Origin of the sequence: Burkholderia sp. LMU1-1-1.1, assembly GCF_040675865.1 — a bacterium.
In the GTDB taxonomy this organism is placed as follows: domain Bacteria; phylum Pseudomonadota; class Gammaproteobacteria; order Burkholderiales; family Burkholderiaceae_D; genus Rugamonas.
Genome location: NZ_JBEGHG010000009.1, coordinates 1 through 24,379, shown reverse-complemented (window position 1 = coordinate 24,379; position 24,379 = coordinate 1). Strand labels below are relative to the sequence as shown.

Genomic DNA, 24,379 nt, shown 5'->3' with positions numbered 1-24,379 from the left:
TTCAGCTCCTGAAGTATATATAAAAGTTATGGCTTGACGCGGGCGGCAATCAGGTCGATCTCCACCAGGGCGCCGGGCAACGGCAACGCGGCGACCTGCAAGGCGGTGCGGGCCGGCTTGGCCGGCTGCGCGGCGGTGCCGAAGAATTGTCCGAAGGCGGTGTTCAGGCCGTTGAAATCGAGCTTGTTATCCAGCTTCGGATCGCCCACCAGGAACACCCGCAGCGAGACGACATCGCCGAAGGTCAGGCCTTCGGCCGCCAGCGCGGCCTGCAGCTTGCGCAGCACCGACGCCGTCTGCGCCTCGGTGCTGCCATAGGCGGCCGGCGTTCCTTTCGGCGCGGCGGCGTCGGCGACGTCGGGCAGCACGCCGCTGAAATAGATGGTTTCCGCATTGGCCGGCACCGTGACCGCGACCGAGATCGGGAAATTGGAATTCGGGATGGGCGTGCGCTTGATCTGCTGCGCCTGGGCGGCGGCGGTGGACAACAGCAGGCTTGCGAAAAGTACTTTTACGGAGGTTTTCATGGTGTGCTCTTTCGATGTGAAAAAATCAGGCGGCGCGCTTGGCAACGGTGGCGCCGGTGGCAACGCGGTGTGCGATGGCGGCGATGGCATGGTGGGCCGACAGCGCGGCGCCCTCCTGCCATGCGCCGATCTGGCTAAGGTACTCGCCGGCGAAGTGGACGCGGCCCTCCGGCTTATTAAGCAAGGTGTATTCCTTTTCCGCCGGCGTGGCCCAGTGCACCCAGGACCCGAGGCTGTACGGCACCTTGTGCCAGGCCACGCTGACGGGACGTTGCAGTTGGGCGCCGCGCCCCGGATGCACACGGTCGATGACGCCGCGCGAGGAGGCGAATTGCGCCGCCAAGGGCTGGGCGGTGAAATCGCGCGCGACCTGGCCGATGTTGTAGCAGCCGACGAGAACACCGCTGGCCTTATGAAAGCCGCCACTGGGATACCAGATCAGTCCCGTATCGTGCTTGACGATGGAGATGCCGCCATAGATATGCGTATCGGTCTCCCAGAAACGGCCCGACTGCCAGGCGATCTTGCTGGCGGTGTCGTAGTGAACTCCGGAGATCGCGGCTTTCACCTCCGGCGAGAAGTTGGTGTCGACCAGCGCCAGCACCGGCAAAGGGAAAGTCGTAATCGCGAAATCGGCCGACAGCACTTGCTCCTTGCCGCTGGCGCGGTCGCGCACCGTCACATCGACGCCCGCCGGCTTGTTGCGGATGGCCTTGACCTCGGTGTTCAGCCGCACGACATCCTTCAACCGCTCGTGGAAGGCATGCGGAATGCGGTCCATGCCGCCGACCGGCTGCAGCATCGTCGGCTGGAAGATCAGCAGTTCATCGAAGATCAGCGAGGTCCACAGATCAGGATCGAGCAAGGCCTCCAGCGACAACGGTTCCTGGCGCTCGCCCACTTGCTCCGCCGATCCGGGAAAGACCTTGTAACCGGAACGCTCGGTGCCCTTGAATTCCGCTTTCGGCGTCAAGTCGCCATAGACCTTGAGGAATTCGACCAGGCGCGCGCGATCGTCGGCACTCAGCTCCTGATCGAGCGCGCCGCGATTGACCGACTTGGCCAGCAGCTCGGAGATGTGGCCGCGCGCGTCGTTGATGGCGCGGCGCAGCTGGATCGGCTGGCCGCCCTTGGCCGGATCCGGCAGAAAATAGGCGCTACGGCTGGTGTTGACCTCCGCCTCCAGCTCGACGCCGAACTCGCGGCAGTATCCAAGGATGGTCTGATGATGGCTGGGTAGACGCGCCGGCCCCGCGTTGAAATAGTGGTCCGGCTCGAATTCGGCGGTCTGCGTGGTGCCGTCGTTGTACTCGATGCGGGTGCCGTTGCGGATGGTCCAATTGCGGCCACCGACACGGTCGCGCGCCTCCACCACCTGCACCTCATAACCCGCCTTGCGCAACTCGTAGGCCGACACCAGACCGGCGATGCCGGCGCCCAGCACCAGCACGCGCAGGCCCTTCCCCGAGCCGGGGGCGAGCTGCGGCGCTGCGGTTTGGCCGGCGGCCGCAATGGCCGGCGCCCCCAATCCCAAGGTCGTCATCGCTGCGGTGGCGGCGGCGTAGCCGCTGGTCGCAGCAAGCTGCACAAGGAAGTTCCGACGCGACACTGTCATAAGTTAGCTCCACAAATTGGTTAAGTCGGAGCGATCTTATGACGCGGACAATTATGTAGAAACTAATTGTTTATCATATTCAAATATGAATTTTGAGAATAATGTATTTACGTGGACGATATCTGCTGGCGCTATATCCAAACGCGAAACCATTCGTTCCGGTGCCGGCGGCACGCGACCTACAATCGAAAGATAACCAACTTCCGGAGCCTTCATGTTCACCCCGCGCCGCCGTACCGTGCTATCCCTGTTTGCGTTGACATCCTTGCTGCCACTGGCATCCTTGCCGGCGCTGGCGCAAAAACCATCGACGCTGCGCATCGGCTACCAGAAGTCATCCACCCTGCTCACCATCCTCAAGGTGCGCGGCCAACTGGAACAGGATCTTGCGCCGCTGGGCGTCAAGGTCAGTTGGCACGAGTTCTCCAGCGGCCTGCCGCTGCTGGAGGCGCTCAATGTGGGCGGCGTGGATTTGAGCGCCGACGTCGCCGACACGGTGCCGGTGTTCGCGCAGGCGGCAGGCGCGCAGCTGACCTATTTCGCGCAGGAGGCACCGTCGCCATCGGCGCAGGCGATCGTGGTGCGCGCCGACGCGCCGTACACCAGCGTGGCGGATTTGAAGGGAAAGAAAATAGCCTTGACCAAGGCCGCCGGCAGCCACTACCTGCTGATCGCGGCGCTGGACAAGGCGGGCTTGCGTTTCAAGGACATCGAACCGGCCTACCTGACGCCTGCCGACGGCCGCGCGGCGTTCGAGCGTGGCAGCGTCGCCGCCTGGGTGACCTGGGACCCTTACCTGGCCGGCGTGCAGCGGCAGTCGTCGGTGAAGATTTTGGCGGACGGGCGGAATATCGCCGACTATCAGCGCTACTATCTTGCCGCCACCAGCTATGCGGAGGCGCGTTCGGATGTGCTGGCGGTGGTTTTTGAAGCCTTGCGCAAGACCGGCAAGTGGGTAAAGCAATCGCCGAAGGAAGCGTCGGAGCTGCTGGCGCCGGCGTGGGGGTTGGATGCGAAGACGGTGGAATTGGCCAACAGCCGGCGAAGCTACGATGTCAGGCTGGTGCTGAAGGATGCGTTGGGCGAGCAGCAACGGATTGCCGACGCGTTTTATGGCGAGGGTCTGCTGCCGCGCAAGCTGGATGCGACGGCGGTGCCGTTGTGGCGCGGCGCGAAGTGAAGTCCCCCGGCACCCGACGTTTCATCAACCACGGAGACACGTAGGGCGGATTAGCGTAGCGTAATCGGCCATGTATGCGTTACCGAAACGCATGCATGGCCGATTACGTCGTCCCGCCTAATCCGCCCTACGTGATCCCCGGATAACCCACCGCCTCGGCTTCGGTTTGAATCTGCAGTATCCGGGCGTAATCGGCATCGCCACGATATTCGAAGGCGCGAATACTCAGCACCTCCATCAACTCCCGCAACCGCGCGGTCGGCCGCAGCAACGCCCCGCGCAGCCGCAGCACCAGTTCCTCCTCCACACCCCCACCCGCGATCAACGGCAACCCCGGCGACGCCACCGAATACCGCAGCACCTTCAGCCCCCTCAAGGCCCCGGAATCCTCCCGCGCCAGATACCCCCAGGTGACACAATCCACCGCCGCGATATCGGCCGCGCCCTGGCGCACCATGCGCACGCTGGCGGCATGGCTGCCCGACTGAATCACCTTGCCAAAAAAACGCCCGCCCCGCGCCAGCGGCGCCACCGCATGGCGCAGCACATTCATACCGCTATTGGAATTCAAATCGTTGACCACGGCGACCAGCCCGATCGCATCGGCCAGCACATCGACCTCGGCCCCCTCGCGCACCACGATGACGCTCGAATAGTCGCTGCCGGAGCACCCTGCGAAATCATAGCAAGGCGTGGCGACCAGCGTGACCGCGCCACGCAACTGGGTTATATAAGGATAGCCGCAAGTCTGGCTAAGCAGCAGATCCCGCCGCCGCCAGAACGCCGGCAAGTCCGAAGGCGATTCGAGCGAAACCACCTGCCCGGCCTCCTCCGCCAGCGTGATCAGCAAAGCCTCATACGCCTGCCCGAGCCGCGCTGAGACGTTGTACATCGGCAGAGCGGCTGTCCAGGTCATTTGACTAATCCGGCATATGGGGATGAACCGGCGCGTCGATCGCGCCGAAACCGAAGCGGCGCATCAACCGTCCATAACCCTGGACATGAAAGCCGCCACTGCGCGTATTGTAAGCCAGCCGCCGCGCCTTGTAGACGCGCGGCAGCAGATACCAGGGCACCGAAGGCAGATCGTGATGAACCAGGTGCAGATTATTATTCAGGAACAGCACGCGCCAAACAAAACCCGCTTCATTGAGCACGATGCGCTGCTTGTGATCCGCAGCCGGACGATGTTCATAGTAAGAACGCACCATCGCCAGCGATTGCGCCGGATACGAGATTGCAAGCAGATAGTAAAGCGGCTCGACGCCGAAGGCCGACCGCACCCACCACAACATCGCCGCCAGCAAGGCGACATGCGTCAGCCACATCGGCACATTGCGCCACTCGCCGCGCAGCGGTTCGCGCACCGCCTCGGCCCAGGTGCCGGTGACGGCAAGCGCCGGCCCGACCAGCATGCGTCCCCAAAAAGTCTTGTTAAACCAGTGCAGCGCGCGCAAAGGCTTGTTCATTTCCGCCCACCGCGCCGGCGCGACGTAATTGCTCTCGGCGTCCAGCGCCGGCATCGTCAAATCAAAGTCGTTGTGGTGGCGCAGGTGGCTGTCTCGGTACAGTCCATACGGATACCAGACCGCCAGCGGCAGATAGCCGAACAGGCGGTTCACCGCTGGCCAGCGGGTGGGATGGCCGTGTATCAGTTCGTGTTGCAACGACATGTACCAGGCGCACCACCAGATCATCAGCAGCGTGGCGGGCACGGTGCCGATTTCACGCCAATATGCAAGCGTCAGCAGCCAGCCGCCGTGGATGACGGCGATCAGCAGCCAGGTCGGCCACTCGCCCAGCCACAGCAAGCGGCCCCGTTCCGCGACGATTTCGCCACGCTGACGCGCATCGATATACTCGGAGGGCCGCTGCTTCAGCATCAGAATCTCGCTTTAACGCGCAAACCCACGGTTCGGGGACGCGCCATGTACACCAGATTACCAGGTTGGATGGCGATGGTGTTAGGTACGACGTCGTTGACCTTGGCGCCATTGGTCAGATTCGTGCCGAACAGGCCGATCTCGTAGGCCCCGGTCTTGTAAGTCACCGTGGCGTTGACCGTGTTCGACGACGGGATGCGCGCATAACTGCCCTGCTCCGGCGCGAAGTTGGTGTAGGCGTCGCCGCGATAAGCATAACTGGCGGAGATGCCCACTTCGTCCGTGCCACGCACCGGGATGCTGTAACTGGCCGTCGCGGTGGCCGACAAGCGCGGCGCATACGGCACGCGGCTGCCTTCGGGGATGTTCTGCGCCGCGATGCCGGTCACCACGGTCCGAGTGGCGTAGGCATGGTTGTAGGCCGCGCTCAGTCCCACCGATGCGCGGCGCGTCAGCTTGAAGGCGGTTTCCAGCTCCAGGCCCTCGCTGCGGATCTTGCCGGCGTTTTGGGTAAAGTAGTAGGTGCAAGGCAGGCGGTTGAAGACCTGCACGTCCTTCCATTCGATGACGTAGGCGCTGGCGTTGAAGGTCATGCGGTGGTCGAGCAGCGTGTTCTTCGAGCCAACCTCGTAGTTCCACAGGCTGTCCGAATCAAAGGTGGTCGGCGCGTTGATGCCGCAGAAGTTGAAAGGCACCGGCTGGTTGTTGCCGCCGTAGCGGAAGCCCTTGCCCGCCGACGCGTACAGGGTGTGGTCCGGATCGAGACGATAGGCGGCGACGAAGCGTGGATTGGCGCCTTTCGACGTCGCGCTGCTGTTGCTGAGCGTCGGCTGTCCAACCGGCGCGGCCGGCGTGGCGTTGACCAGATTGCCGAACAAACCGCTAAAACGCAGATCGAAGTCCTGCGTGCCACGGAATAGCCTCACGCCGGCCGTCAAGTCCAGCTTTTCCCATATGGTGTAAGTCGCTTCCGCGAACAGCGCGGCCTGGCGCGATTTGGTGTTCTGCGCTCCCGAGAAGAAGTCGTCCGGATTGAAAGCCAGCTCGTTGATCTGCGAGTTATAGCCGGGGAAGTTGCGGGTCTCGGCGTAACGGGCGTCGAAACCGACGGTCGGCTCGTCCTGCAGCGTATCGCGCTTGCCCTTCTCGAAGAAGGCGCCGGCGGTCCACTTGAACGGTCCTTCGCCCTTGGAGTTGACTCGGAATTCCTGCGCGAAGTCCTCGACCTTGTTACCGATCGTGTAAGCGGCTTGCATCAGCGGATTCTGTCCACCGAAGATGAACGCGGTCGCGGGATACTGTGCCGACGTCACGTACAGCGTGTCGCGATGCAGGTAGGAAGTCGAGGAAACCAGCTGCGCACCGCCCAAATCGTAGCTGACACCGACGTTATACAGCTGCAGTTTGTCGTTGCTGGTCTGCGGGATCAGGGCAAAGGTGGTGTACGGCGCCAGATCGCCATAAGCGTCATTGACACCCGCCTTGACGTTGGAGGCGGTGACGCTGGCGTCGATCACCAGATCGCGCGAGGCCTTCAGGCGCAAAGCGGCCCGTCCCTGGTTGGTGGAGACGGCGTTGGTGATGGCGCCGTTATATTGGTTGCGGATATAGCCGGAATCGTTCCCCGTGTAGGCGGTCAGGCGGAGTCCCAGCACATCGCTTTTCAGCGGCAGGTTGACCATTCCGCGCAGGTTGTGATTTCCACCACCAAATTTGGATGTACTGGAGCCGACCGCCTCCACCGAGCCGAAAAGATCGGTCAAATCGGGTTTCCGGGTAATCTGGCGGACGGCGCCCGCCATCGCGCCGGCGCCGAACAACGTGCCCTGCGGGCCTTGCAGCACCTCCACGCGCTCCAAATCCAGCACCTTCAGGTCCGGATTGGAGGACTTCAAGGTCACCGGCATGTCGTCGATATAAACGGCGACCAGCGACGCGTCCTGCACCTCGGACGGGACGATACCCCGCACAACCAGCCCGCGCATCGTGATGTTGTTGATGCCCGGCCCCTGCTCCTGGACGGACATCGCCGGCACCAGAGCGGCGATGTCGGTCAGGTTGCCAAGTCCATATTTGGTCAGATTTTCCGGTTTGAGCACGGTGATCGCGGCTGGCACCTGCTGCACGTCGACCGCGCTGGCGGACCGCGTAGCGGTAACCTCCACTTTTTCTATCCGGTCGCCTTCCTGCGGCGGCGCCGCGTTCTGCGCCTGCGCACCGGCGATGACGCCAACCGACAACACGGCCGCGACCCGATAATCCCTCTTCCCCATCATTTTTCCTTATTAAGCAGCCTATACCATGAGAAAACAGTATATAGACCCGAAAAAGACTGGGAAACGAAGATAAACGCGCTTGCTTAGAAGAAAATCAGAAGAGAAAGTAGCTTAGCGCCAACGTGGTACAGCGCACAGCCGGCGTTTCGCGAGGAGGCCACAATAAGAACCATGGATACTTCAAACGCCCCCAAACACACGCCCGCCGCCCGCGCACTGCATCGCCAGATGATGGCGGTTCAGCGGACCATGTCCGCGCCGACGGTGGAGGAATCGATGCTTGCGTCCAGATGGGCGATGGCCTGGTATTGCCTGGTGCAGCGCAAACTGGAACAACTCCAGCATGCGCCGAGGTACCTACACTAATAGAGGTGTGAGGCGAAGCTGATTAAGCGGCGACGTAGCAACCGCCGGCACGACGCTCCATGCCGCTGCGATCCAGAACGGTGACGGTTCCGCGACGGTATTCGATCAGGCCCTCTTCCTGCAGCTTGCCCGCCGAGCAGGTGATGCTCTCACGGCGCACGCCCAGCATATTGGCGATCATCTCCTGCGTCACTTTCAGTTCATTGGACGTGGAGCGGTCCAGGCGCTCCAGCAGCCAGCGGCAAAGACGCTGCTCGATGCTGCCGTGACGGACACCGGCCACCGTTTGCGCCAGTTGGGCGAACAGCGCGCTGGTATGGCGCATCAACTGCTGCGCCAGTGCGCCGCCGCTGAAGAAGGCCTCGCGCAGCACGGCCGATTTGATGCGGTAGCCGTAACCGGCGCTCTGCACCACCGCCGAGCAGTTGGCGCGTTCGGTTTCATACATCGACACGCCAACGACGCCTTCGCGGCCCACGACAGCGATCTCGGTCGCGCCGCCGTCCTCGGTCACGTACTGCAGCGAGACGATGGCGTTGGTCGGGAAGAAGGCGTATTCCATTTTGTCGCCGAAGTCGAACAGGTGTTTGCCGGCGGCCAGGGGCACCAGTTCGAGGTGGTCGAACAGGCTAACCAGCTCCTCACGCGACAGGGCCCGCAGCAATTCGTTTTGCTGTGCGCCGATGATGCTGATGGCGGGCGATGGCGCCGCAGCCGGGGTGACTGCGTGCATTGCCATTACCGTGTTGCCGGAGATCTTGGTGTGAGTAGCTTGTTGCATGGCGAGCCTCTTATAGTGTGTTTTATTCCGATAGATCGTTGCCGACCTGATGGATACACTATATCCCCGCTATGTGCGCTAGCTCATAGGAGCGCGTAGGAGCCTAATGTAGGCTAGGAACATAGCACTTTGTCATCCCAGTCCTACGCTGTCCCTCTCGTATTCCTACCCTGCCGCCAGTGGGGTTTTAAAACGCTCCGACATAATTCTCCGCCAGCGCCGTCGCCATCGCGCGCGAGGTGACGATATTCTCCAGCTCCGCGCGCTGCATCTCGCGCTCGAACGGCGTCGCCTCGGCGAAGGTGTGCAGCAGCCGCGTCATCGTCCACGAAAAATACTCGGCGCGCCAAATGCGCTTGAGCGCATCGTCGGTGTAGCTTGCAAGCCGCTCCTCGCTACCCTTCTTGTAGAACTGCTCCAGGCCGCGCGCCAGCAGCTTGACGTCCGAAACGGCCAGGTTCATGCCTTTGGCGCCGGTCGGCGGCACGATGTGTGCCGAGTCGCCGGCCAGGAACAACCGGCCCGATTGCATCGGCGTCGACACGAAGCTGCGCATGCCGATGATATTTTTCTGGAAGATCTTGCCCTCGTTGAGCTTCCAGCCGTCGTGGTTTTCCAGCCGCGCATGCAGCTCCGCCCAGATCTGATCGTCCGACCAGTTGTCGACGTGATCGGACGGATCGCACTGGAAGTACAGCCGCTGCACGGTCGGCGAGCGCGTGCTCACCAGCGCGAAGCCACGATCATGCTGCGCGTAGATCAATTCCTCGGACGACGGCGCCGACTCGACCAGGATGCCGAACCAGCCGAAGGGATAAATGCGCTGGAAGTTCTTGCGCTGCTCCGGCGCCGGCATCGCGGGACGGCTGACGCCATGATAGCCATCGCAGCCGATCACGAAGTCGGCTTCGATGGAGCGCGCCTCGCCGCCGTGCACAAAGGTGGCCGAAGGCTTTAGCGTGTCGACGCCGTGCAGCGCCACCTCGCTCACCTCGAACAGGATCTGGCCATCGGCGGCCAGGCGCGCCGCCACCAGATCCTTGATCACCTCATGCTGCGGATAGACGGTGATGGCCTTGCCGGTCAATCCCGTCAGGTCGATGCGATGGCGCTTGCCGCCGAAAGCCAGCTCGAAGCCGTGATGCAGCGCACCCTGCCCGCGCATGCGTTCACCGACGCCGGACTCGTTCAGGATATCCATCGTGCCCTGTTCCAGCACGCCGGCACGGATGGTGGCCTCGATCTCTGCGCGCGAGCGGGTTTCGACGACGATCGACTCGATGCCGTCGAGGTGCAGCAAATGGGATAACAGCAGGCCGGCCGGGCCGGCGCCGATGATGGCTACTTGGGTACGCATGGTTGTCTCCGATGTGGTTATGAATGCGGTATGGATGCATCTATGACGCCATCGTAGCGCCGCCGCGCCCTAAAAAAAATGGATGAAACGGCATAAAACTTGTACTATTTCGACAAACACCGGATTCCATACCATGCCCTCCCCAGCAAAAAAAACAGTCGCCGAGATCCCCAAGTTTGCCCTCTACGGCGAGCAAACCCGCACGGAAGACGCCGAATTCGTTCACATAGAGCTGATCGAAACGCGCAGCCGCATGTACGACTGGCATATCGACAACCACACCCATCCGGGGATGTTTCAGGTACTTTTTTTATTCGGCGGCGAAGTGCGCGCCAGCGTCAACGACGCGCTGTGGGAGCGGCGCGGTCCGGCGGTGCTGACCATCCATCCCTCGGTGGTGCATGGCTTCGATTTTTCGCCGGAGGCGCAGGGCTATGTGCTGACGGTGGACCAGAATGTGATTTTCTCGGCGGCCGACACCCAGGGCGATTTGTATTCGACGTTGTTCGTCGAGCCGCTGGCCATCGATCTGGCGGGCCTGCCGGAGGCGCGCGCGCGTCTGGAGGCGCTGCTGCAGCAGTTGCTGGCCGAAGCGGCCTGGCCGCAATACGGCCACACGCTGATGCTGGAGTGGCTGGCGCGCGCCGTCCTGCTGCTGCTGGTGCGGGTGCAGGCGGACCACCGTTTCGCCGACCAGTCGGGCCGGGGAGACTTCGAATTGTTCAGCCGCTTCAGGGCGGAGGTGGAGCGTCACTTCAAGGAGCAGTGGCAAGTCGGCCAGTATGCCGACGTGCTCAAGGCGTCGCCGGTGCGCCTCAACCGCCTGTGCCTCAAGCTGTCCGGCAAATCAGCATTCGACATCACCCAGGACCGGCTGATGCTGGAGGCGTGCCGCAAGCTGACCTACGTCCCCGCCAGCATCGCCAGCATCGCCTATGAACTGGGCTTCCAGGACCCGGCCTATTTCAGCCGCCTGTTCAAGAAGCGCATGGGCCTGACGCCCAAGGAATTCCGCAAAAACGACTAAAGCAAGGCGTTCAGCTCCACCTGCATCTTGATCAGCGCCGGCAGGCAGCGCTCCACCATCTGGTCGAGCGGCATGCGCGCCGCGTGGACGCTGATGTTCATGGCCGCCACCACGTCGCCGCGAAAATTCTTCAGCGGGACCGCCATCGTGCGCAGTCCCAGCTCCAGCTCCTGGTCCACCAGCGCGTAGCCCTGCGCGCGGGCGCGCGCGATCTCCAGCGCCAGGCGCTCCTTGCTGACGATCGTATGCTCCGTGATCTGCTCCGGCCGCACGCGGGCCAGAAATGCGTCCAGCTGGTCTTGCGGCAGGCTGGCCAACAGCATGCGGCCGTTCGCGGTGCACCACGCGGGCACCCGCGTCCCTGGTTGCAGGGTGGCGGAAACCAGCTGGCCGGCGCTGACCGCCGCCACGCACACCAATTGATCGTGATCGAGCACGCCGGCCGATGCCGCCTCCCCCACCGAATAGGCGAGCCGGTACAACAGCGGCTGCGCCAGACGCGGAAGGCGCGCCGAGTGCAGATAGGACTGGCCGAGCCGCAGCACCATCGGCGTCAGCGAGAACAGCTTGTTCTCGTGCCGCATATAGCCAAGATGCGTGAGCGTGATCAGGTAGCGGCGCGCCGCCGCCCGTGTCAGGCCGGTGCGCTCGGCCACCTCGGCGATGCTCAGGCGGCCGCGTTCCTGATCGAAGGCCTCGATCACCTGCAAGCCTTTTTCGAGGCCGGCGATCATGTCGCGCTTGGCTGGAACGTCGTTTTCGGTGCTCATGACTAGAAAAAATGCGAATTTGGGCGATATGCGCACAAATTGTGCGTATAGCGAATATAACACGCCAGTAGTGGCTTGTGACGGCATGCGCGCTTTCGTACCATCATCGACAGAACAAACCACGGCACCAACATCAGGAGACCAGCAATGAAATTCGATGCGATCGCGCCCGGCGTCTATCCGGAGCTGATTTATCCAGAATATAAATCCACCGTCAAACGCGGCCCGGTGCAGCCGGCGCTGCGCATCGTCGCGCCCGTCCCGGTGACGCAGAATATCGCGCCGTCGCCGCGCATCCTGCTGCCGAACGATATGGACCTGACCGCGCACGGCGAAGCGGAACCGCTGGGCGAGAAAATCGTCGTCACCGGCCGCGTGCTCGATGAAGACGGCAAGCCGGTACGCAACTCGCTGCTGGAAGTCTGGCAGTGCAATGCGGCGGGCCGCTATCGCCACAAGCGCGACCAGCACAACGCGCCGCTCGACCCCAACTTCAACGGCTGGGGCAAGATGATGACCGACGACGATGGCCGCTACCGCTTCGTCACCATCAAACCCGGCCCGTACCCATGGGGGAACCACGACAAGGCCTGGCGTCCGGCGCACATCCACTTCTCGCTGTTCGGGAATGTGTATGCGCAGCGGCTGGTCACGCAGATGTACTTCCCCAGCGATCCGCTGTTCGAGTACGACCCGATCTTCCAAAGCATTCCGGACCTGGCCGCGCGCCAGCGGCTGATCTCCCGCTTCAGCCTTGAGCACACCGTCAGCGACCAGATGCTGGGCTATGAATTCGACATCGTGCTGCGCGGCCGCGACGCCACGCCAACCGGCATCTGAGGGGAACCGACATGACCAATCCAGCAAAACCAATCACCACCTCACAGACCATCGGCCCGTTCTCGCACGAGGCGTGGCAATGGGCGGTGGACCTTAGCGACGCCGCCAAGCCGGTCGACACCGTCACCATCAGCGGCATTATCTACGACGGCGACGGCGGGGCGATCAACGACGCCCAGATCGAGGCCTGGCAGCCAGCCGCCGCCGACGCGGAAGCGTCGCAGCCGGTGGCCGGCTTCCGCCGCGTGCCGAGCGGGGACCAGGGAGAGTTCACCTTGCGCTTGTCTGCCATCCCTCAGGCGCCGGGCCAGCCGCTGGCCTACATCACGGTGTTCGCGCGCGGCCTGGTCAAGCACCAGTTCACCGCCGTTTTCCTGGAAGACGACGCCGGACTGGCGGAATCGGCGATACTTGAGCAAATTCCGGCGGCACGCCGCCCCACCCTGCTCGCGGTTAAAGCCGGCGATGGACAGTACCGCTGGAACATCCACATGCAGGGCGCGCAGGAAACCGCCTTCTTCGACTATGTTTGAACCAGAACTGGAGCAGCAGTGAGTGTATCGATTTTCGACAGCTTCCTGACCACCACCGACATGATCGCCGTGTTTGACGACGCGGCCATCGTGCAGGCCATGTTCCGCTTCGAGGAAGCGCTGGCGCAGGCGCAGGCCGACGAAGGCATGATGGAGCCTTCGGCGGCGCGCGCCATCGCCGGCGTTTGCAATGCGCGGCTCTACGACATCCCCGCCATCATCAGCGCCGGCCGCCGCGCCGGCAGCCTGGCCATCCCGCTTGTCAAGGAACTGACCAAGACCGTCGCGCTGTACGACACGGAGGCAGCCGGCAAGGTCCACTGGGGCAGCACCAGCCAGGACGTCATCGACACCGCCATGGTGCTGGCCACGCGCGACGCGCTGCAACTGCTGGACGACGGCCTGCACGACCTGACCGGACATCTGCTGGAACTGGCGGAGCGCCACCTGGCGACGCCGGTGCTGGCGCGCACGCTGATGCAACCGGCGCAGGTCACCAGCTTCGGCTTCAAGCTGACCGGTTGGCTGGCTCCTCTCGTGCGTGCCCGCCTGCGCCTGCGCGAAAGCGCGTCGCGCGCGCTGCAGCTGCAATTGGGCGGCGCCGTCGGCACCCTGGCGGTGATGGGCGAACAAGGTCCGGCGGTCGCCGGCCGTGTCGCCGCCGCGTTGAAACTCAAGGTGGCCGACGCCGCCTGGCACACGCAACGCGACGAGTGGGTGCGTCTGGGCCTGGAGGTGGCGGTGTTGTCAGGCAGTCTGGGTAAACTGGCCACGGACGTAAGCCTGATGGCGCAAGGCGAGATCGCCGAACTTGCAGAACCATCCGGCAATGGACGCGGCGGATCGTCGGCCATGCCGCACAAGCGCAATCCGGTATCGGCGATGATCGCGCTGGCCGCCGCCACGCGCACGCCGCAGCACGCGGCCGCGCTACTGGCCAGCATGGGCCAACAGCACGAACGAGGCCTGGGGAACTGGCAGGCCGAACTCGCCGAGTGGCCCAACCTGTTCCTGAGCGCCCACGGCGCGCTGCAAGCACTGAACGACGCCTTCGCCGGCCTGCAAATCGACAGCGCGCGCATGCTGCGCAATATCGACGCGCTGCAAGGACTGGTGTTCGCCGAGGCGGCATCTGCCTATCTGGCGGCCACGATCGGCAAACAGGCGGCCCACACGCTGCTGGAAAAAATGACCGGCGAGGCGCTTTCCAGCCAGCGCCACCTCGCCGACGTACTGGAGGAAGCGGTAAAACAGGACGACAAGCTGCGCGCCAACATAGACACGGCCCATCTGCGCACGCTGTTCGATCCGGTCGCCGCCACCGCGCCCGCACAGCGGCTTGCACACCGACAGCTGCAAAGCCTGCGAGCCGATATCGCCTCGCTCAACCAAAAGTGAAGACACCATGAGCTACGATCCCATCGACCACGACTTCGAACGTGGCCTCAACAACCGCCGCGCCATCCTGGGCGACGCGTGGGTGGACCGGTCCCTCGGCAACGCCAACAACTTCAACGCCGATTTCCAGAACCTGATCACGCGTTTCGCCTGGAACGAGATCTGGGGACGTCCGGGCCTCGAACAGAAAACCCGCCGCGCCATCGTCCTCTCCATCACCATTGCCCTGGGCCGCTGGGAGGAATTCGACCTGCACGTGCGCGCCGCGCTGCTGGGCGACGAAGCCAACCGCCTTACGCCGGACGAGTTGAAGGAAGTGCTGATTCAATCGGCCATCTACGCCGGTGTTCCGGCGGCGAACACCGCTTTCACACACGCGCTGGCGATCCTGCGCGAAGTCGGTCCGCAGATCGGCTACGAGCTGGAACCTGCCGCGCCCACCAACGCCAGTCACCCCGGCATCGGCCGCGAGGGCCGCACCGACAGCCGTGACAAAACCCGCCCATCGCTGCACTACACGGTGCGCGATCCGCGCAACGGCAAGGCACCGCGCCACACCGTGGTGCTGAGCCACGCCATCGGCTGCGACCTGACGATGTGGGATGGATTGGCCAATCAGCTAGCCGAGGATAGCCGCGTCATCGCCTATGATCACCGTGGACACGGCAGCTCGGAGTCGCCGGCGGGGGCGTACACGATGGCCGATCTGGCCGACGACGCGGCCGCGCTGCTGCGCGAGCTCGACACCGGACCGGTTGTGTGGGTGGGTTTGTCGATGGGCGGCATGGTCGGCCAGGAGTTGGCGCTGCGCCATCCCGCGCTGGTGCGCGCGCTGGTGCTGGCCAATACCACATCCGGCTATCCCCAAGCCGCGCGCGACGCCTGGAAGCAGCGCATCGCCACGGTGAACGAGAGCGGCATCGAGGCGATCGCCGATGCCGTCATGGGACGCTACTTCCATGATGGCTTCCGCACCGACCATGCGGCGACGGTGGCCCGTTTCCGCCGCCGCGTGGTCTCGACCGACACTGTCGGCTACACCGGTTGCTGCAACGCCGTCGGCACGGTCGACACGACCGCGCGTCTGGCGGCGATCCAGGCTCCAGCCCTGGTGATCGCGGGCGAACTGGATCAGGGAACGCCGATCGAGATGTCGCAAACGCTGGCGGACGGCATCCCCAACGCAAAGCTGGAGATACTGCGCGAGGCTTCCCACCTGAGCTACATCGAGCAACCGGCAGCATTCAGCCAGACAGTCCGCGCGTTCATCGCGGAGCTCTAGACCAGACGGGGCGGCGCCTTAAAACCTATGGTGTATCCCCACCCCGTAAAAATTAACCGACGTCGCGGCCTTTCGCTGCGACGCATCCGCATACAGGAACGTGCGCGTCGATAAATTGTATTCGTACCCCACCCCGATTTGCTTGGTTGGCACGACACCGTCGGGCGACTTGCGGCCATAACCAGCCAACAGCGTCCCAGGTCCGATATCCAGATTCGCCCCCACCACCCAGGCCTTGGTCACCGAATTCACGGCCACCGTGTGATCCTGATCCTGGCTCTGATAAGAAGCCATCAATTTCAAATCCCGACTTGGCTGAACCGAAGCGGCCACCGACCACAAACGGGTTTCAGCGGCATTCCGTTCCGACGCCAGCATCGCCCCGAACATCCCAGCCTTGTACACCAACGTCGCGGAGTACGGGTTGCTGGTCAAGCGCGCATTGGCCGGATACTGCGGAGCAGCCGCCGTCCCGCGCCCGATCAGCACAGGATTGCCGAGCGCCTCCTTGCTGGCGACGGTGACATTGAGCTGCAACCCCGCCAGCACCGGCGAGTTATAAAACACCGCATTGGAAAAACGATTCGCCGACGACCCGGCCGGATCGAGCGGCTGGCTGTTGTAGCCAGCCACCATCAAGTCGGTCTCAAAGCCGGCAGTGCTGGGCGTGCCGCGAAACGGCTCGAACGCCACGTTCGAATCCTGATAGGCGCTCAAGCCACGCCCGATCCGCACCGTACCGAAATCGCCCTGGAGGCCGACGCGGCTCTGCCCCTGGAACAGCGGACGCGATACACCTTCGACAGTGCCGATATCCGGGTCGTAGCGTATCTCCAGCTGGAACAAGGCCTTCAAGCCGCTGCCCAGATCCTCGACGCCCTTGAAACCAAGCCGGTTGTTATCTCGCCGCCCCTCGGTCAACGCGCCGCCGGTCTTCTTCGATACGCCCAGATCGATGTTGCCATAAACTGTAACTCCGGACTGAGCCTGCACCGCGCCGCCCACCGTCAGCAACGCCAGCGCAAAAAACGATTTCTTCATGCTGTTTCCTTTCCATTTAAAACCGAGTGGGCCCGCTCGCGATCGATATCCTTCTCCCATACCGCCACCACCACCGTGGCCACGCAATTGCCGATCAAATTGCCGGCCGCGCGCGCGATGCCGATGAACCAATCGACCGACAGCACCAGCACCAGCCCGACCACCGGAATCGCGGGAATCGCCGTCAACGTCGCTGCCAGGATCACGATGGCCGAACCGGGCACGCCATGCGCGCCCTTGGAAGTGATCAGTGCGATCGCCAGGATGGACAGCAGATCGCCCATCGCCAGCGGGGTGTTGGTAGCCTGCGCGATGAACACGGCGGCCAGCGTCAGGTAGATCGAGAACGCATCCAGATTGAAGGAATAGCCGGTGGGGATGACCAATCCCACCGTGGAATCCTTGATGCCCATGAACTTCAATTTGCGCATCACCTGCGGCAGCACGCTGTCCGAGGACGCTGTGCCCAGCACGATCAGCAGTTCTTCGCGCAGGTAGCCGATCAACTTGAAGATGTTGAAACCCGCCGCCCGCAGGATGGCGCCGAGGATCACGAACACGAACACGATCACCGCGCCATAGAACAACAGCACCAGCATGGCCAACTGCTTGAGCGAACCGATGCCGTATTTGCCGACCGTGAAGGCGATCGCGCCGAACACGCCGACCGGCGCCAGCTTGATGATGAAGGACATGCACTTGAAGAACGCGGTGGCCAGGCCGTCGATCAAGGTGGCCACGGGCTGCGCCTTCTCGCCGATCATCGACAGGGCGCAGCCGAATATCACGGAGAACAGCAACACCTGCAGCACGTCGCCGGAAGTGAAGGCGCTGACGACGGTGGTCGGGATCAGCTTGAGCATGAATTCCGCCAGGCCGGCCTTGCGCACGCCCTCGGCGTTATCGACATAGCTGGTCAGCGAGCTGGCGTCGAGCGTGGCGGCGTCGATGTTCATGCCCGCTCCCGGGTGGAAGACGTAAGCCAGCACGATACCCAGCAACAGGGCGATCGTCGTCACCACTTCGAAGTAAATCAGGGCCTTCAGGCCCACCCGTCCAACCTTGCGCAATTCGCCGGCACCATGAATGCCCTGCACCACCACGCAAAACACGATCATCGGCACGATCATCTTGATCAACTTGATAAATCCATCGCCCAGCGGCTTGAGACTCCGGCCGATATCCGGGTAGAACACCGCCAGCAATATGCCCGCGCACATTGCGACGATGATCTGGCCAAACAGTGATTTGAAAAACCGCATTGCTGATCCCTCCCTATTTATTCAACACGCACAAAAATACCTTTGGTTTCTTTTCCCAAGCCCTGACCAGCTCTGATAATTTTTTTTCACCCTCCAATTCATTGAAAATTGTTTTTCATCCAGCGTCAACATTTTCCTGTCGCTTTGCATCGAAATACGCGCGGCGTAGTCGCATTCCGCCGACAACCGCAAACGCCGGGGCGGTGTATATTGGCGCTGCGGGGCGCGATCCTTACGCGCTTATCCCTGGAATGCGATCAATGACAAAAAAAACTCCTTTCATAGACAGCCTCTCGACCACCATCAAGCAGCATCTGGACCAGTTGCCGCAGGCCGAAAAACGCCTGGCCAATGTGATACTGGAGTCGCCCGGCCAGCTGGCCAGCTATTCGGCTTCGGAGGTGACGCGCATGGCGGGGGTATCCAACGCGACGATGACGCGGCTGGTCCATCGGCTGGGCTACGAGAATTACGACCAGATGCGCCGCCTGGCGCGCGAAGGAAAGGACTGGGGTTCGCCGCTGTATCTGATGGATCGCCGCGAATCGGACGAGGGAGGGAAGGATGCGGGTCCGTTCGACCGCCATGTGTCGGCCAGCGTCCAAAACATCCAGCGCACTTTCGCCGGCATGTCGGCGGCGCAGGTGGGCGAAGTCGGCACCGCAATCGCCAAGGCGCGGCAGGTTCGCGTGTTCGGCCAACGAAACAACTATTTTTTTGCCGCGTACCTGCGCTGGCAGTTCATCCAGTTTCGCAGCAACGTGTATCTACTTCCGGTATCTGGGGAAACGATGGCGGAGTATCTCGTGGGATTGCAGCCGAACGATATTTTTATCGTGTTCGGCGTGCGCCGGCGCACGCCGGGACTGGGCGCTCTGATCGCCGCCGTGAGCCGGGCAGGCGTGAAGACGGTGCTGATCACCGATTCATCGAATCACAGCGACCTTGGCGCCACATGGGTATTGAAGTGCGATACGGTCAGCGCCACCCCGCTGGACAATCATGCCGCGGTGATGGCGCTGTGCCACGTGCTGGCGTCGCAATTGATCGACAAGACCGGCCAAGCCGGCCGCCAGCGACTGGTCAAGATCGAGGAGCTGCACGCACAGCTCAATGAGCTGTGAGCGCGGCCGGATCAAACATCACACGCCCGGATCGCGCACCTTGTCGATCTTGTCGAACTCCACGTTGAAGAAGGAGCCGCCGGTGGCCTCGGCCTTGCGGATATAAACCGTTTGCACGATATCGCGGGTGCCGGCATCGATGCTGACCGGACCGCGCACGCTGGTCCACTCCATGCCTTTCATCGCCGCCAGCAGCTTGTCACCGTTGCTGTCGCCGGCGGTCTTCTTGAGCGCCGCGTAGAGCAGATGCATGCCGTCGTACGCGCCCACCGAATGGAAGTTGGGCCGCATCCCCTTGTTCGCCTTGCCGAACGCCTCGACATACGCTTTGTTCTCCGCCGACGGGTGCGCGGCCGAATAGTGATGGCTGCTGACGACACCTGCGGCGGCCGGGCCGATGCTCGCCATCAGATCGTCGTCCAACACATCGCCGGTGCAAATCAAGCGAATGCCGGCGCCGGCCAGACCGCGCTCGGTGAACTGCTTGAGCACCGCAGCGCCCTCGCCCGACGGCACGAACACGAACAGCGCGTCCGGTTTCAAGTCCTTTACCTTCGCCAGGAACGGCGCGTAGTCGGGATTGCGCAACGGCGCGCGCAGGCTCTCGACCACTTTGCCGCCCCCTTCGTTGAAGTCCTTGATGAACACCTTCTCGGCGTCCAGCCCGGGACCGTAGTCGCTCACCAGGGTCACCACGGTCTTCATCTTGTTCTTGGCAGCCCACTGAGCCATTGGCGCGGTCACCTGCGCCAGCGTGAAGCCGGTGCGCACGATGTACGGCGAACGTTGCGGAATCACCGACGTCGCGGCGGCCATCACGATCATCGGCACCTTGGCCTGCGTGGCCACCGGCGCGGCGGCGAAGGCCAGCGGCGTCAGGCCGAAGCCGGCCAACACCTGCACCTTGTCGCGCGAGACCAGCTCCTGCGCCAGCCGTTTGGTGACGTCCGGCGCCACCCCACCGTCGTCCTTGAGGATGATTTCGATCTGGCGCCCGGCAACGGTGGCGCCGTTCTGCTGCATGAACAGCTTGACGGCGGCCTCGATCTGGCGGCCGGTGGAAGCGAACGGTCCGGACATCGGCACGATCAGGCCCACCTTCAACGGCTCGGCGGCTGCGGCGACGGCCGGCAGCACGCCGGCGGACAAGGCGGCCGCGCCCAGCAGGATGTGACGGCGATGCGTATTGATATTCTCTGACATGGTGTCTCCTTCTTGTTTTTTATAGGTCGAGCACTAGGGTCGGGCTTTTGGAACGGGAACAGCAAGGGGTGAACTGGTCGTTGGCAGCTTGTTCTTCTTCGGTCAAATACAAATCGCGGTGATCCGGCACGCCTTCGAGAACCCGTGTCAGGCAGGTGCCGCACACGCCCTGCTCGCAGGAAGCCGCCACAAACACGCCGGCGTCGCGCAGCACCTGCATCACGGTGACTCCGGCGGGAACAGTGTAACTCGCGCCGGTGGATGCCAGCTTGACTTCGAAGGCCTTGTCGCCGCCGGTATCGACGGCGACCGCGCCGAAGTACTCCAGGTGCAGCTGCGCCTCCGGCCAGTTCTGCGCGGCGGCCGTCGCCTTGACGTGATCGATAAAGCCCCCGGGGCCGCAAAAATAGATGTGCGTTCCACGGTCCAGACCCGCCAGCAGCGCCGCGAGGTCTAGCTTTTGCTCGGGCGCGCCGCTATCGTAGTGAAAGTGCACCTGAGCGGCGAACGGCGAAGCCGCGATGCGCTCGCAGAAGGCGGTGCGCTCGGGCGAGCGCGCGCAGTAATGCATCTCGAACATCGCGCCCTGCGCGGACAGCGCTTCCGCCATCGCCAGCACCGGCGTCACGCCGATGCCGCCGGCCAGCAGCAGGCTGCGTTTGGCGTCCACCAGCGGGAAGTGATTTTTCGGCGCGCTGATGGTCAGCTCCGCTCCGGCATGGATCTTCTCATGCATGCCCTGCGAGCCGCCACGCGACGCTGGATCGCGCAACACGCCGATCAGGTAGCGGTGGGTTTCGTGTGGAGGATTGCACAGCGAGTATTGGCGTACCAGACCCGGTCCCACATGCACGTCGATATGCGAGCCGGCGCTGAAGGCCGGCAGCGGCGAACCATCGACGCTGACCAGCTCATAGCTGCAGATATCCTCCGCTTCGCTGGTACGGCGCTCGACCCGAACGTTCAGCAGGTCGGCGCTCATGCCGCCTGCTCCGGCTTACGTGGCGTGTTCTCCTTCTCCATCCACTGGTCCAGCAGACGACGCGACTGCAAACCACCGGCGTCGATATTCAGCATCAGCAGCTTGCGGTCGGGATGGCGCAGGATGTTCTGCTGCTGCAGCTCCAGCATCTGCTGGTCTTCGGCGAAGATCTTGCCCTGCCCCTCGCGTATGGTCGCCGTCAATTCCTTGTCCTCGGGCCTGAAGTTACGTGCCATGCCCCAGAAGTACCAATGCGAGGTCTCCGTCTCCGGCGTGATGAAGTCGACCACGATGCTCGATGCCTTGAACTTCGGATCGGCGTCGTAGCCGCCCTTGCCCGCGTGCGCGACACCCACCTCGATCATCACATGGCTCGGTGGCGTGAAGCGGCAGATCTGCCAGCGGTCCACCGGCACATCATCGGCCAGGCCGTTGCCGCGCAAGGCCGCGCGCCAGAACGGCGGCGCCATGATGTTTTCCATATATCGGCTGGTGACGACTTCCTCGCCCTCGACGCGAGTGTTGACCGGCGCTTCGTCGATCTCCTTCTGGCCGATGCTCGACGCGTGGACATAGGTCTCGTGCGTCAGGTCCATCAGGTTGTCGATCATCAGGCGGTATTCGCATTGGATGTGATACAGGCCGCCGCCGTAAGCCCATTCCGGATTGTCCGCCCATTCCAGATGGTGGATCAGGGCCGGATCGGCCAGTTCCTTGTCGCCGGTCCAGACCCAGATGAAGCCATAGCGCTCCTCGACCGGATAGCTGCGGATGCAGGGGAAGCCCCGCACGCGCTGGCCGGGCATGCTGATGACCTTACCGTCGCAGCCCATCTCCAGGCCGTGGTAGCCGCAGACCAGCTGCCCCTCGCGCACGAAGCCCAGCGACAGCGGCGCGCCGCGATGCGGACAGAAATCCTCGACCGCCGCCACTTTGCCCTCGGCGCCACGGTAAAAAACGATTTTCTCGCCGCAGATCTGGCGGCCCAGCGGTTTGACGTCGATCTCGTCGGGCGTGCAAGCCACATACCAGGTGTTTTTTGGATACATCTTGTCTCCTTATTGGTTTTCAGCTTAACATTCAGTGCACTGAATATCGTAAAGTATAGACCGGAAAACGCGGAAGTAAACACCCAGGCCCAACTCTTTTCATATTGCGCCGCACAAGCAGAGAATACGCCATGCCAGAAACCGAAAGCACGCTAACCAATTTATATGAGCATCCGGGGCACTTGCTGCGCCGCGCGCAGCAGATCTCGGTCTCGATTTTTTACGACGAGATGGGCGGAGAATTGACGCCGGTGCAGTACGCGATGCTGCGCAACCTGGCCGGCAATCCGGGCATCGACCAGGTCTCGCTATCGTCCAGCAGCGGCATCGACACCTCCACCGGCGCGACCGTGTGCGCGCGGCTGGAGGAAAAAGGTCTGCTGGAGCGCAAGGTCATTCCGACCAACCGCCGCCAGCGCGCGCTGACCATCACCCGCGCCGGCCAGCAGTTGCTGGACGATATGATCCCCGGCGCCCAACGACTGCGCCGGCGCCTTCTGGCGCCGCTGACCAGCGAGGAGCAGCTCAAGTTCATGGAGTTGTTGACCAAGCTGGTACAGGAGAACAATGAGCAAAGCCGGGCTCCGTTGACCACGCCGCCCGCCAGTGGATCGGCATCGGCCGCCATGGCGGCGTCTGCGCGCGACGCCCGCTAGTCGATGACCATGCGCGAATGATAGAACAGTGGGAGACCGCTTCCGCCCCATTGCGGACGCCGCGAATTAGTTACAACGAAGCATTTTGCAGTGTGTTACGCCACGAGCTGCAACTCAAAGCGCAGGAGCCTGCGCGACAATTTCCATCAGCTCTCTGGCCGCCTTCAACGCTTGCTCAATTGTCAGAGGATATTCTCTTCTGAAAGCACGGACTAATTCAATTTTATTGCCTGCCTTGGCGATTGGGATCAAGTCCGAAGACGAACTTAAAATTGAGCCGAGTACGATTGGCTCTCCTTTCTGCGAAAGTGGGACAGGATGGACGAGTTCAATTAATGATGGCTCAACACCAGCTTGGATGAGCTCATCGAAATGGCCAACATGAACTTTCCAGCTTACCACTCCAGTTCGTTTCATCAGGTCTTCAACAGGAAGAATACGGGCCAACGCCCCACCGAAGCGCTCCACACCTGAAGCATCAACAAGAAGCTGTCCGTCGTCAGGAAGCGTCGTCACCTGATGTTCGATCTCGCTTGCATCTTTAAAATGAACCCAAGGTGCAAGCCGAAGGCGCATTGGCCCATGACCAATAACGATGGCCGGCGGCTGCAGGTCAAAGTAACTCCTCAGGATTTCGAGTTGATCACCCGCCTTTCCGATGCAATGTTCGAAGGGAAAGCAATCGAAGGCAGCAGCTAGCATCATATGAGGGATAGTCTCCGGGCGGGGACTCCATAGGCAAAATTCCTGTAGCTTCGAGTCCGAGGAGTCGAACATACCATCAATGCTGATTCCGTCTAAACCAAATTGACTCCATCTCGCATCCCATGCCGCCAACATTCGTTCACAACTAGTACGAAGCGCAGCCATCGGCTCGCGCGCAACCGGCAAAGTAAGTGCAACGCTAGGAAGCAAGCCTGCTGGATCGGCTTCATACGTCGCCGTACCCGTGATTTCTCCTTTAATCCGAATTGAACAGTTTCGATGGAACGAAGGCGAAATATTAAGACGGAGATCGAACACAGGCATATTTCCCTAAGCGATTACTTAAAGTACCAATTTTGGCGTAGCAAAGTTGCTTCATAAACCGATAAGCCCGCCGGTAATCCCCCCATTAATGATGCGCACCAGAAGTAGAGGCTATGCGGCGAGGGCCAATTTCTGAATCGGCGTAATGCCGCCGAGTGCCATGTGTGGCCGGTCGTGATTGTATGTCCATAACCAGCG

Annotated in this window: 23 protein-coding genes; 8 read left to right on the top strand and 15 right to left on the bottom strand. The window is 62.4% G+C overall.

What is annotated here, in order from left to right; translation table 11 throughout:
• Positions 1 to 26: 26 nt before the first annotated feature.
• The gene (locus MRBLMU1_RS09780; RefSeq protein ID WP_363500229.1) at positions 27 to 527 is read right to left on the bottom strand and encodes a RidA family protein; all 501 of its coding nucleotides are present in this window, start codon (positions 525 to 527) and stop codon (positions 27 to 29) included.
• A 25-nt stretch (positions 528 to 552) separates the two neighbouring features.
• Positions 553 to 2,142 (bottom strand): flavin monoamine oxidase family protein, encoded by a 1,590-nt coding sequence (locus MRBLMU1_RS09775; RefSeq protein WP_363500226.1) that lies wholly within the window; start codon positions 2,140 to 2,142, stop codon positions 553 to 555.
• Positions 2,143 to 2,356: 214 nt separating this feature from the next.
• Here MRBLMU1_RS09775 and MRBLMU1_RS09770 point away from each other — a divergent pair, with 214 nt between their 5' ends.
• Positions 2,357 to 3,322, top strand: coding sequence for an aliphatic sulfonate ABC transporter substrate-binding protein (locus MRBLMU1_RS09770; protein WP_363500223.1), 966 nt, complete (start codon positions 2,357 to 2,359; stop codon positions 3,320 to 3,322).
• A gap of 127 nt (positions 3,323 to 3,449) precedes the next feature.
• Here MRBLMU1_RS09770 and MRBLMU1_RS09765 read toward each other — a convergent pair whose 3' ends face one another.
• The 5 genes from MRBLMU1_RS09765 to MRBLMU1_RS09745 form a co-directional block, all read right to left on the bottom strand.
• Positions 3,450 to 4,238 (bottom strand): phosphate/phosphite/phosphonate ABC transporter substrate-binding protein, encoded by a 789-nt coding sequence (locus MRBLMU1_RS09765; RefSeq protein WP_363500220.1) that lies wholly within the window; start codon positions 4,236 to 4,238, stop codon positions 3,450 to 3,452.
• Between the two features lie 4 nt (positions 4,239 to 4,242).
• Positions 4,243 to 5,205, bottom strand: coding sequence for a fatty acid desaturase (locus MRBLMU1_RS09760; protein ID WP_363500217.1), 963 nt, complete (start codon positions 5,203 to 5,205; stop codon positions 4,243 to 4,245).
• A complete protein-coding gene (locus tag MRBLMU1_RS09755; protein WP_363500214.1) occupies positions 5,205 to 7,481 on the bottom strand; it encodes a TonB-dependent receptor in 2,277 nt (758 codons plus the stop codon). Before MRBLMU1_RS09755 ends, MRBLMU1_RS09760 begins: the two co-directional genes overlap by 1 nt.
• Positions 7,482 to 7,869: 388 nt before the next feature.
• Positions 7,870 to 8,628 (bottom strand): Crp/Fnr family transcriptional regulator, encoded by a 759-nt coding sequence (locus MRBLMU1_RS09750; protein ID WP_414646055.1) that lies wholly within the window; start codon positions 8,626 to 8,628, stop codon positions 7,870 to 7,872.
• Between the two features lie 187 nt (positions 8,629 to 8,815).
• Positions 8,816 to 9,985 carry a 4-hydroxybenzoate 3-monooxygenase gene (locus tag MRBLMU1_RS09745; protein ID WP_363500211.1) on the bottom strand — a complete coding sequence of 390 codons (1,170 nt, stop codon included), beginning with the start codon at positions 9,983 to 9,985 and terminating at the stop codon, positions 8,816 to 8,818.
• Positions 9,986 to 10,118: 133 nt separating this feature from the next.
• Here MRBLMU1_RS09745 and MRBLMU1_RS09740 point away from each other — a divergent pair, with 133 nt between their 5' ends.
• Positions 10,119 to 11,012 (top strand): helix-turn-helix domain-containing protein, encoded by an 894-nt coding sequence (locus tag MRBLMU1_RS09740; RefSeq protein ID WP_363500208.1) that lies wholly within the window; start codon positions 10,119 to 10,121, stop codon positions 11,010 to 11,012.
• Here the strand turns inward: MRBLMU1_RS09740 and MRBLMU1_RS09735 are convergent.
• Positions 11,009 to 11,782 carry an IclR family transcriptional regulator domain-containing protein gene (locus MRBLMU1_RS09735; RefSeq protein ID WP_363500205.1) on the bottom strand — a complete coding sequence of 258 codons (774 nt, stop codon included), beginning with the start codon at positions 11,780 to 11,782 and terminating at the stop codon, positions 11,009 to 11,011. The genes MRBLMU1_RS09740 and MRBLMU1_RS09735 overlap by 4 nt on opposite strands.
• A 147-nt stretch (positions 11,783 to 11,929) precedes the next feature.
• Here MRBLMU1_RS09735 and pcaH point away from each other — a divergent pair, with 147 nt between their 5' ends.
• The 4 genes from pcaH to pcaD are packed head-to-tail and all read left to right on the top strand — an operon-like array spanning position 11,930 to position 15,835.
• Complete coding sequence (gene pcaH, locus MRBLMU1_RS09730) at positions 11,930 to 12,622, top strand: protocatechuate 3,4-dioxygenase subunit beta (RefSeq protein WP_363500202.1); 693 nt, start codon at positions 11,930 to 11,932, stop codon at positions 12,620 to 12,622.
• 11 nt (positions 12,623 to 12,633) lie between these two features.
• Positions 12,634 to 13,155 carry a protocatechuate 3,4-dioxygenase gene (locus tag MRBLMU1_RS09725; protein WP_363500199.1) on the top strand — a complete coding sequence of 174 codons (522 nt, stop codon included), beginning with the start codon at positions 12,634 to 12,636 and terminating at the stop codon, positions 13,153 to 13,155.
• A gap of 18 nt (positions 13,156 to 13,173) precedes the next feature.
• Positions 13,174 to 14,553 carry a lyase family protein gene (locus tag MRBLMU1_RS09720; protein ID WP_363500196.1) on the top strand — a complete coding sequence of 460 codons (1,380 nt, stop codon included), beginning with the start codon at positions 13,174 to 13,176 and terminating at the stop codon, positions 14,551 to 14,553.
• A gap of 7 nt (positions 14,554 to 14,560) precedes the next feature.
• Positions 14,561 to 15,835 carry a 3-oxoadipate enol-lactonase gene (gene pcaD, locus MRBLMU1_RS09715; RefSeq protein ID WP_363500193.1) on the top strand — a complete coding sequence of 425 codons (1,275 nt, stop codon included), beginning with the start codon at positions 14,561 to 14,563 and terminating at the stop codon, positions 15,833 to 15,835.
• 18 nt (positions 15,836 to 15,853) lie between these two features.
• Here pcaD and MRBLMU1_RS09710 read toward each other — a convergent pair whose 3' ends face one another.
• Together MRBLMU1_RS09710 and MRBLMU1_RS09705 are read right to left on the bottom strand one after the other, a co-directional pair.
• The gene (locus MRBLMU1_RS09710; protein ID WP_363500190.1) at positions 15,854 to 16,876 is read right to left on the bottom strand and encodes a porin; all 1,023 of its coding nucleotides are present in this window, start codon (positions 16,874 to 16,876) and stop codon (positions 15,854 to 15,856) included.
• A complete protein-coding gene (locus MRBLMU1_RS09705; protein WP_363500187.1) occupies positions 16,873 to 18,138 on the bottom strand; it encodes a C4-dicarboxylate transporter DctA in 1,266 nt (421 codons plus the stop codon). Before MRBLMU1_RS09705 ends, MRBLMU1_RS09710 begins: the two co-directional genes overlap by 4 nt.
• Here MRBLMU1_RS09705 and MRBLMU1_RS09700 point away from each other — a divergent pair.
• The gene (locus tag MRBLMU1_RS09700) at positions 18,138 to 19,262 is read left to right on the top strand and encodes a MurR/RpiR family transcriptional regulator (protein ID WP_363500184.1); all 1,125 of its coding nucleotides are present in this window, start codon (positions 18,138 to 18,140) and stop codon (positions 19,260 to 19,262) included. The two genes, MRBLMU1_RS09705 and MRBLMU1_RS09700, sit on opposite strands and share 1 nt — an antisense overlap.
• A gap of 18 nt (positions 19,263 to 19,280) precedes the next feature.
• Here MRBLMU1_RS09700 and MRBLMU1_RS09695 read toward each other — a convergent pair whose 3' ends face one another.
• The 3 genes from MRBLMU1_RS09695 to MRBLMU1_RS09685 are packed head-to-tail and all read right to left on the bottom strand — an operon-like array spanning position 19,281 to position 22,496.
• The gene (locus MRBLMU1_RS09695; protein ID WP_363500181.1) at positions 19,281 to 20,465 is read right to left on the bottom strand and encodes an ABC transporter substrate-binding protein; all 1,185 of its coding nucleotides are present in this window, start codon (positions 20,463 to 20,465) and stop codon (positions 19,281 to 19,283) included.
• A gap of 19 nt (positions 20,466 to 20,484) precedes the next feature.
• Positions 20,485 to 21,447, bottom strand: coding sequence for a PDR/VanB family oxidoreductase (locus MRBLMU1_RS09690; protein ID WP_363500178.1), 963 nt, complete (start codon positions 21,445 to 21,447; stop codon positions 20,485 to 20,487).
• Positions 21,444 to 22,496 (bottom strand): aromatic ring-hydroxylating dioxygenase subunit alpha, encoded by a 1,053-nt coding sequence (locus tag MRBLMU1_RS09685; protein ID WP_363500175.1) that lies wholly within the window; start codon positions 22,494 to 22,496, stop codon positions 21,444 to 21,446. The genes MRBLMU1_RS09690 and MRBLMU1_RS09685 overlap by 4 nt, the downstream gene beginning before the upstream one ends.
• Positions 22,497 to 22,627: 131 nt before the next feature.
• Between MRBLMU1_RS09685 and MRBLMU1_RS09680 the strand changes: the two genes are divergently transcribed.
• Positions 22,628 to 23,152, top strand: coding sequence for a MarR family winged helix-turn-helix transcriptional regulator (locus tag MRBLMU1_RS09680; protein WP_363500172.1), 525 nt, complete (start codon positions 22,628 to 22,630; stop codon positions 23,150 to 23,152).
• A gap of 114 nt (positions 23,153 to 23,266) precedes the next feature.
• Here MRBLMU1_RS09680 and MRBLMU1_RS09675 read toward each other — a convergent pair whose 3' ends face one another.
• Both MRBLMU1_RS09675 and MRBLMU1_RS09670 read right to left on the bottom strand, forming a co-directional pair.
• A complete protein-coding gene (locus tag MRBLMU1_RS09675) occupies positions 23,267 to 24,175 on the bottom strand; it encodes a hypothetical protein (protein WP_363500169.1) in 909 nt (302 codons plus the stop codon).
• 117 nt (positions 24,176 to 24,292) lie between these two features.
• A partial coding sequence (locus MRBLMU1_RS09670; protein WP_161051113.1) for an integrase core domain-containing protein occupies positions 24,293 to 24,379 on the bottom strand: 87 nt, incomplete at its 5' end.

Excerpts from the sequence above, each read along its gene's own strand:
- MRBLMU1_RS09690 (WP_363500178.1), bottom strand. The coding sequence starts at position 21,447 with ATGAGCGCCGACCTGCTGAACGTTCGGGTCGAGCGCCGTACCAGCGAA.
- MRBLMU1_RS09680 (WP_363500172.1), top strand. The coding sequence starts at position 22,628 with ATGCCAGAAACCGAAAGCACGCTAACCAATTTATATGAGCATCCGGGG.
- MRBLMU1_RS09710 (WP_363500190.1), bottom strand. The coding sequence starts at position 16,876 with ATGAAGAAATCGTTTTTTGCGCTGGCGTTGCTGACGGTGGGCGGCGCG.
- pcaH (WP_363500202.1), top strand. The coding sequence starts at position 11,930 with ATGAAATTCGATGCGATCGCGCCCGGCGTCTATCCGGAGCTGATTTAT.
- MRBLMU1_RS09685 (WP_363500175.1), bottom strand. The coding sequence starts at position 22,496 with ATGTATCCAAAAAACACCTGGTATGTGGCTTGCACGCCCGACGAGATC.
- MRBLMU1_RS09755 (WP_363500214.1), bottom strand. The coding sequence starts at position 7,481 with ATGATGGGGAAGAGGGATTATCGGGTCGCGGCCGTGTTGTCGGTTGGC.
- MRBLMU1_RS09695 (WP_363500181.1), bottom strand. The coding sequence starts at position 20,465 with ATGTCAGAGAATATCAATACGCATCGCCGTCACATCCTGCTGGGCGCG.
- MRBLMU1_RS09775 (WP_363500226.1), bottom strand. The coding sequence starts at position 2,142 with ATGACAGTGTCGCGTCGGAACTTCCTTGTGCAGCTTGCTGCGACCAGC.
- MRBLMU1_RS09780 (WP_363500229.1), bottom strand. The coding sequence starts at position 527 with ATGAAAACCTCCGTAAAAGTACTTTTCGCAAGCCTGCTGTTGTCCACC.
- pcaD (WP_363500193.1), top strand. The coding sequence starts at position 14,561 with ATGAGCTACGATCCCATCGACCACGACTTCGAACGTGGCCTCAACAAC.
- MRBLMU1_RS09725 (WP_363500199.1), top strand. The coding sequence starts at position 12,634 with ATGACCAATCCAGCAAAACCAATCACCACCTCACAGACCATCGGCCCG.
- MRBLMU1_RS09770 (WP_363500223.1), top strand. The coding sequence starts at position 2,357 with ATGTTCACCCCGCGCCGCCGTACCGTGCTATCCCTGTTTGCGTTGACA.
- MRBLMU1_RS09740 (WP_363500208.1), top strand. The coding sequence starts at position 10,119 with ATGCCCTCCCCAGCAAAAAAAACAGTCGCCGAGATCCCCAAGTTTGCC.
- MRBLMU1_RS09735 (WP_363500205.1), bottom strand. The coding sequence starts at position 11,782 with ATGAGCACCGAAAACGACGTTCCAGCCAAGCGCGACATGATCGCCGGC.
- MRBLMU1_RS09750 (WP_414646055.1), bottom strand. The coding sequence starts at position 8,628 with ATGCAACAAGCTACTCACACCAAGATCTCCGGCAACACGGTAATGGCA.
- MRBLMU1_RS09745 (WP_363500211.1), bottom strand. The coding sequence starts at position 9,985 with ATGCGTACCCAAGTAGCCATCATCGGCGCCGGCCCGGCCGGCCTGCTG.
- MRBLMU1_RS09760 (WP_363500217.1), bottom strand. The coding sequence starts at position 5,205 with ATGCTGAAGCAGCGGCCCTCCGAGTATATCGATGCGCGTCAGCGTGGC.
- MRBLMU1_RS09765 (WP_363500220.1), bottom strand. The coding sequence starts at position 4,238 with ATGACCTGGACAGCCGCTCTGCCGATGTACAACGTCTCAGCGCGGCTC.
- MRBLMU1_RS09705 (WP_363500187.1), bottom strand. The coding sequence starts at position 18,138 with ATGCGGTTTTTCAAATCACTGTTTGGCCAGATCATCGTCGCAATGTGC.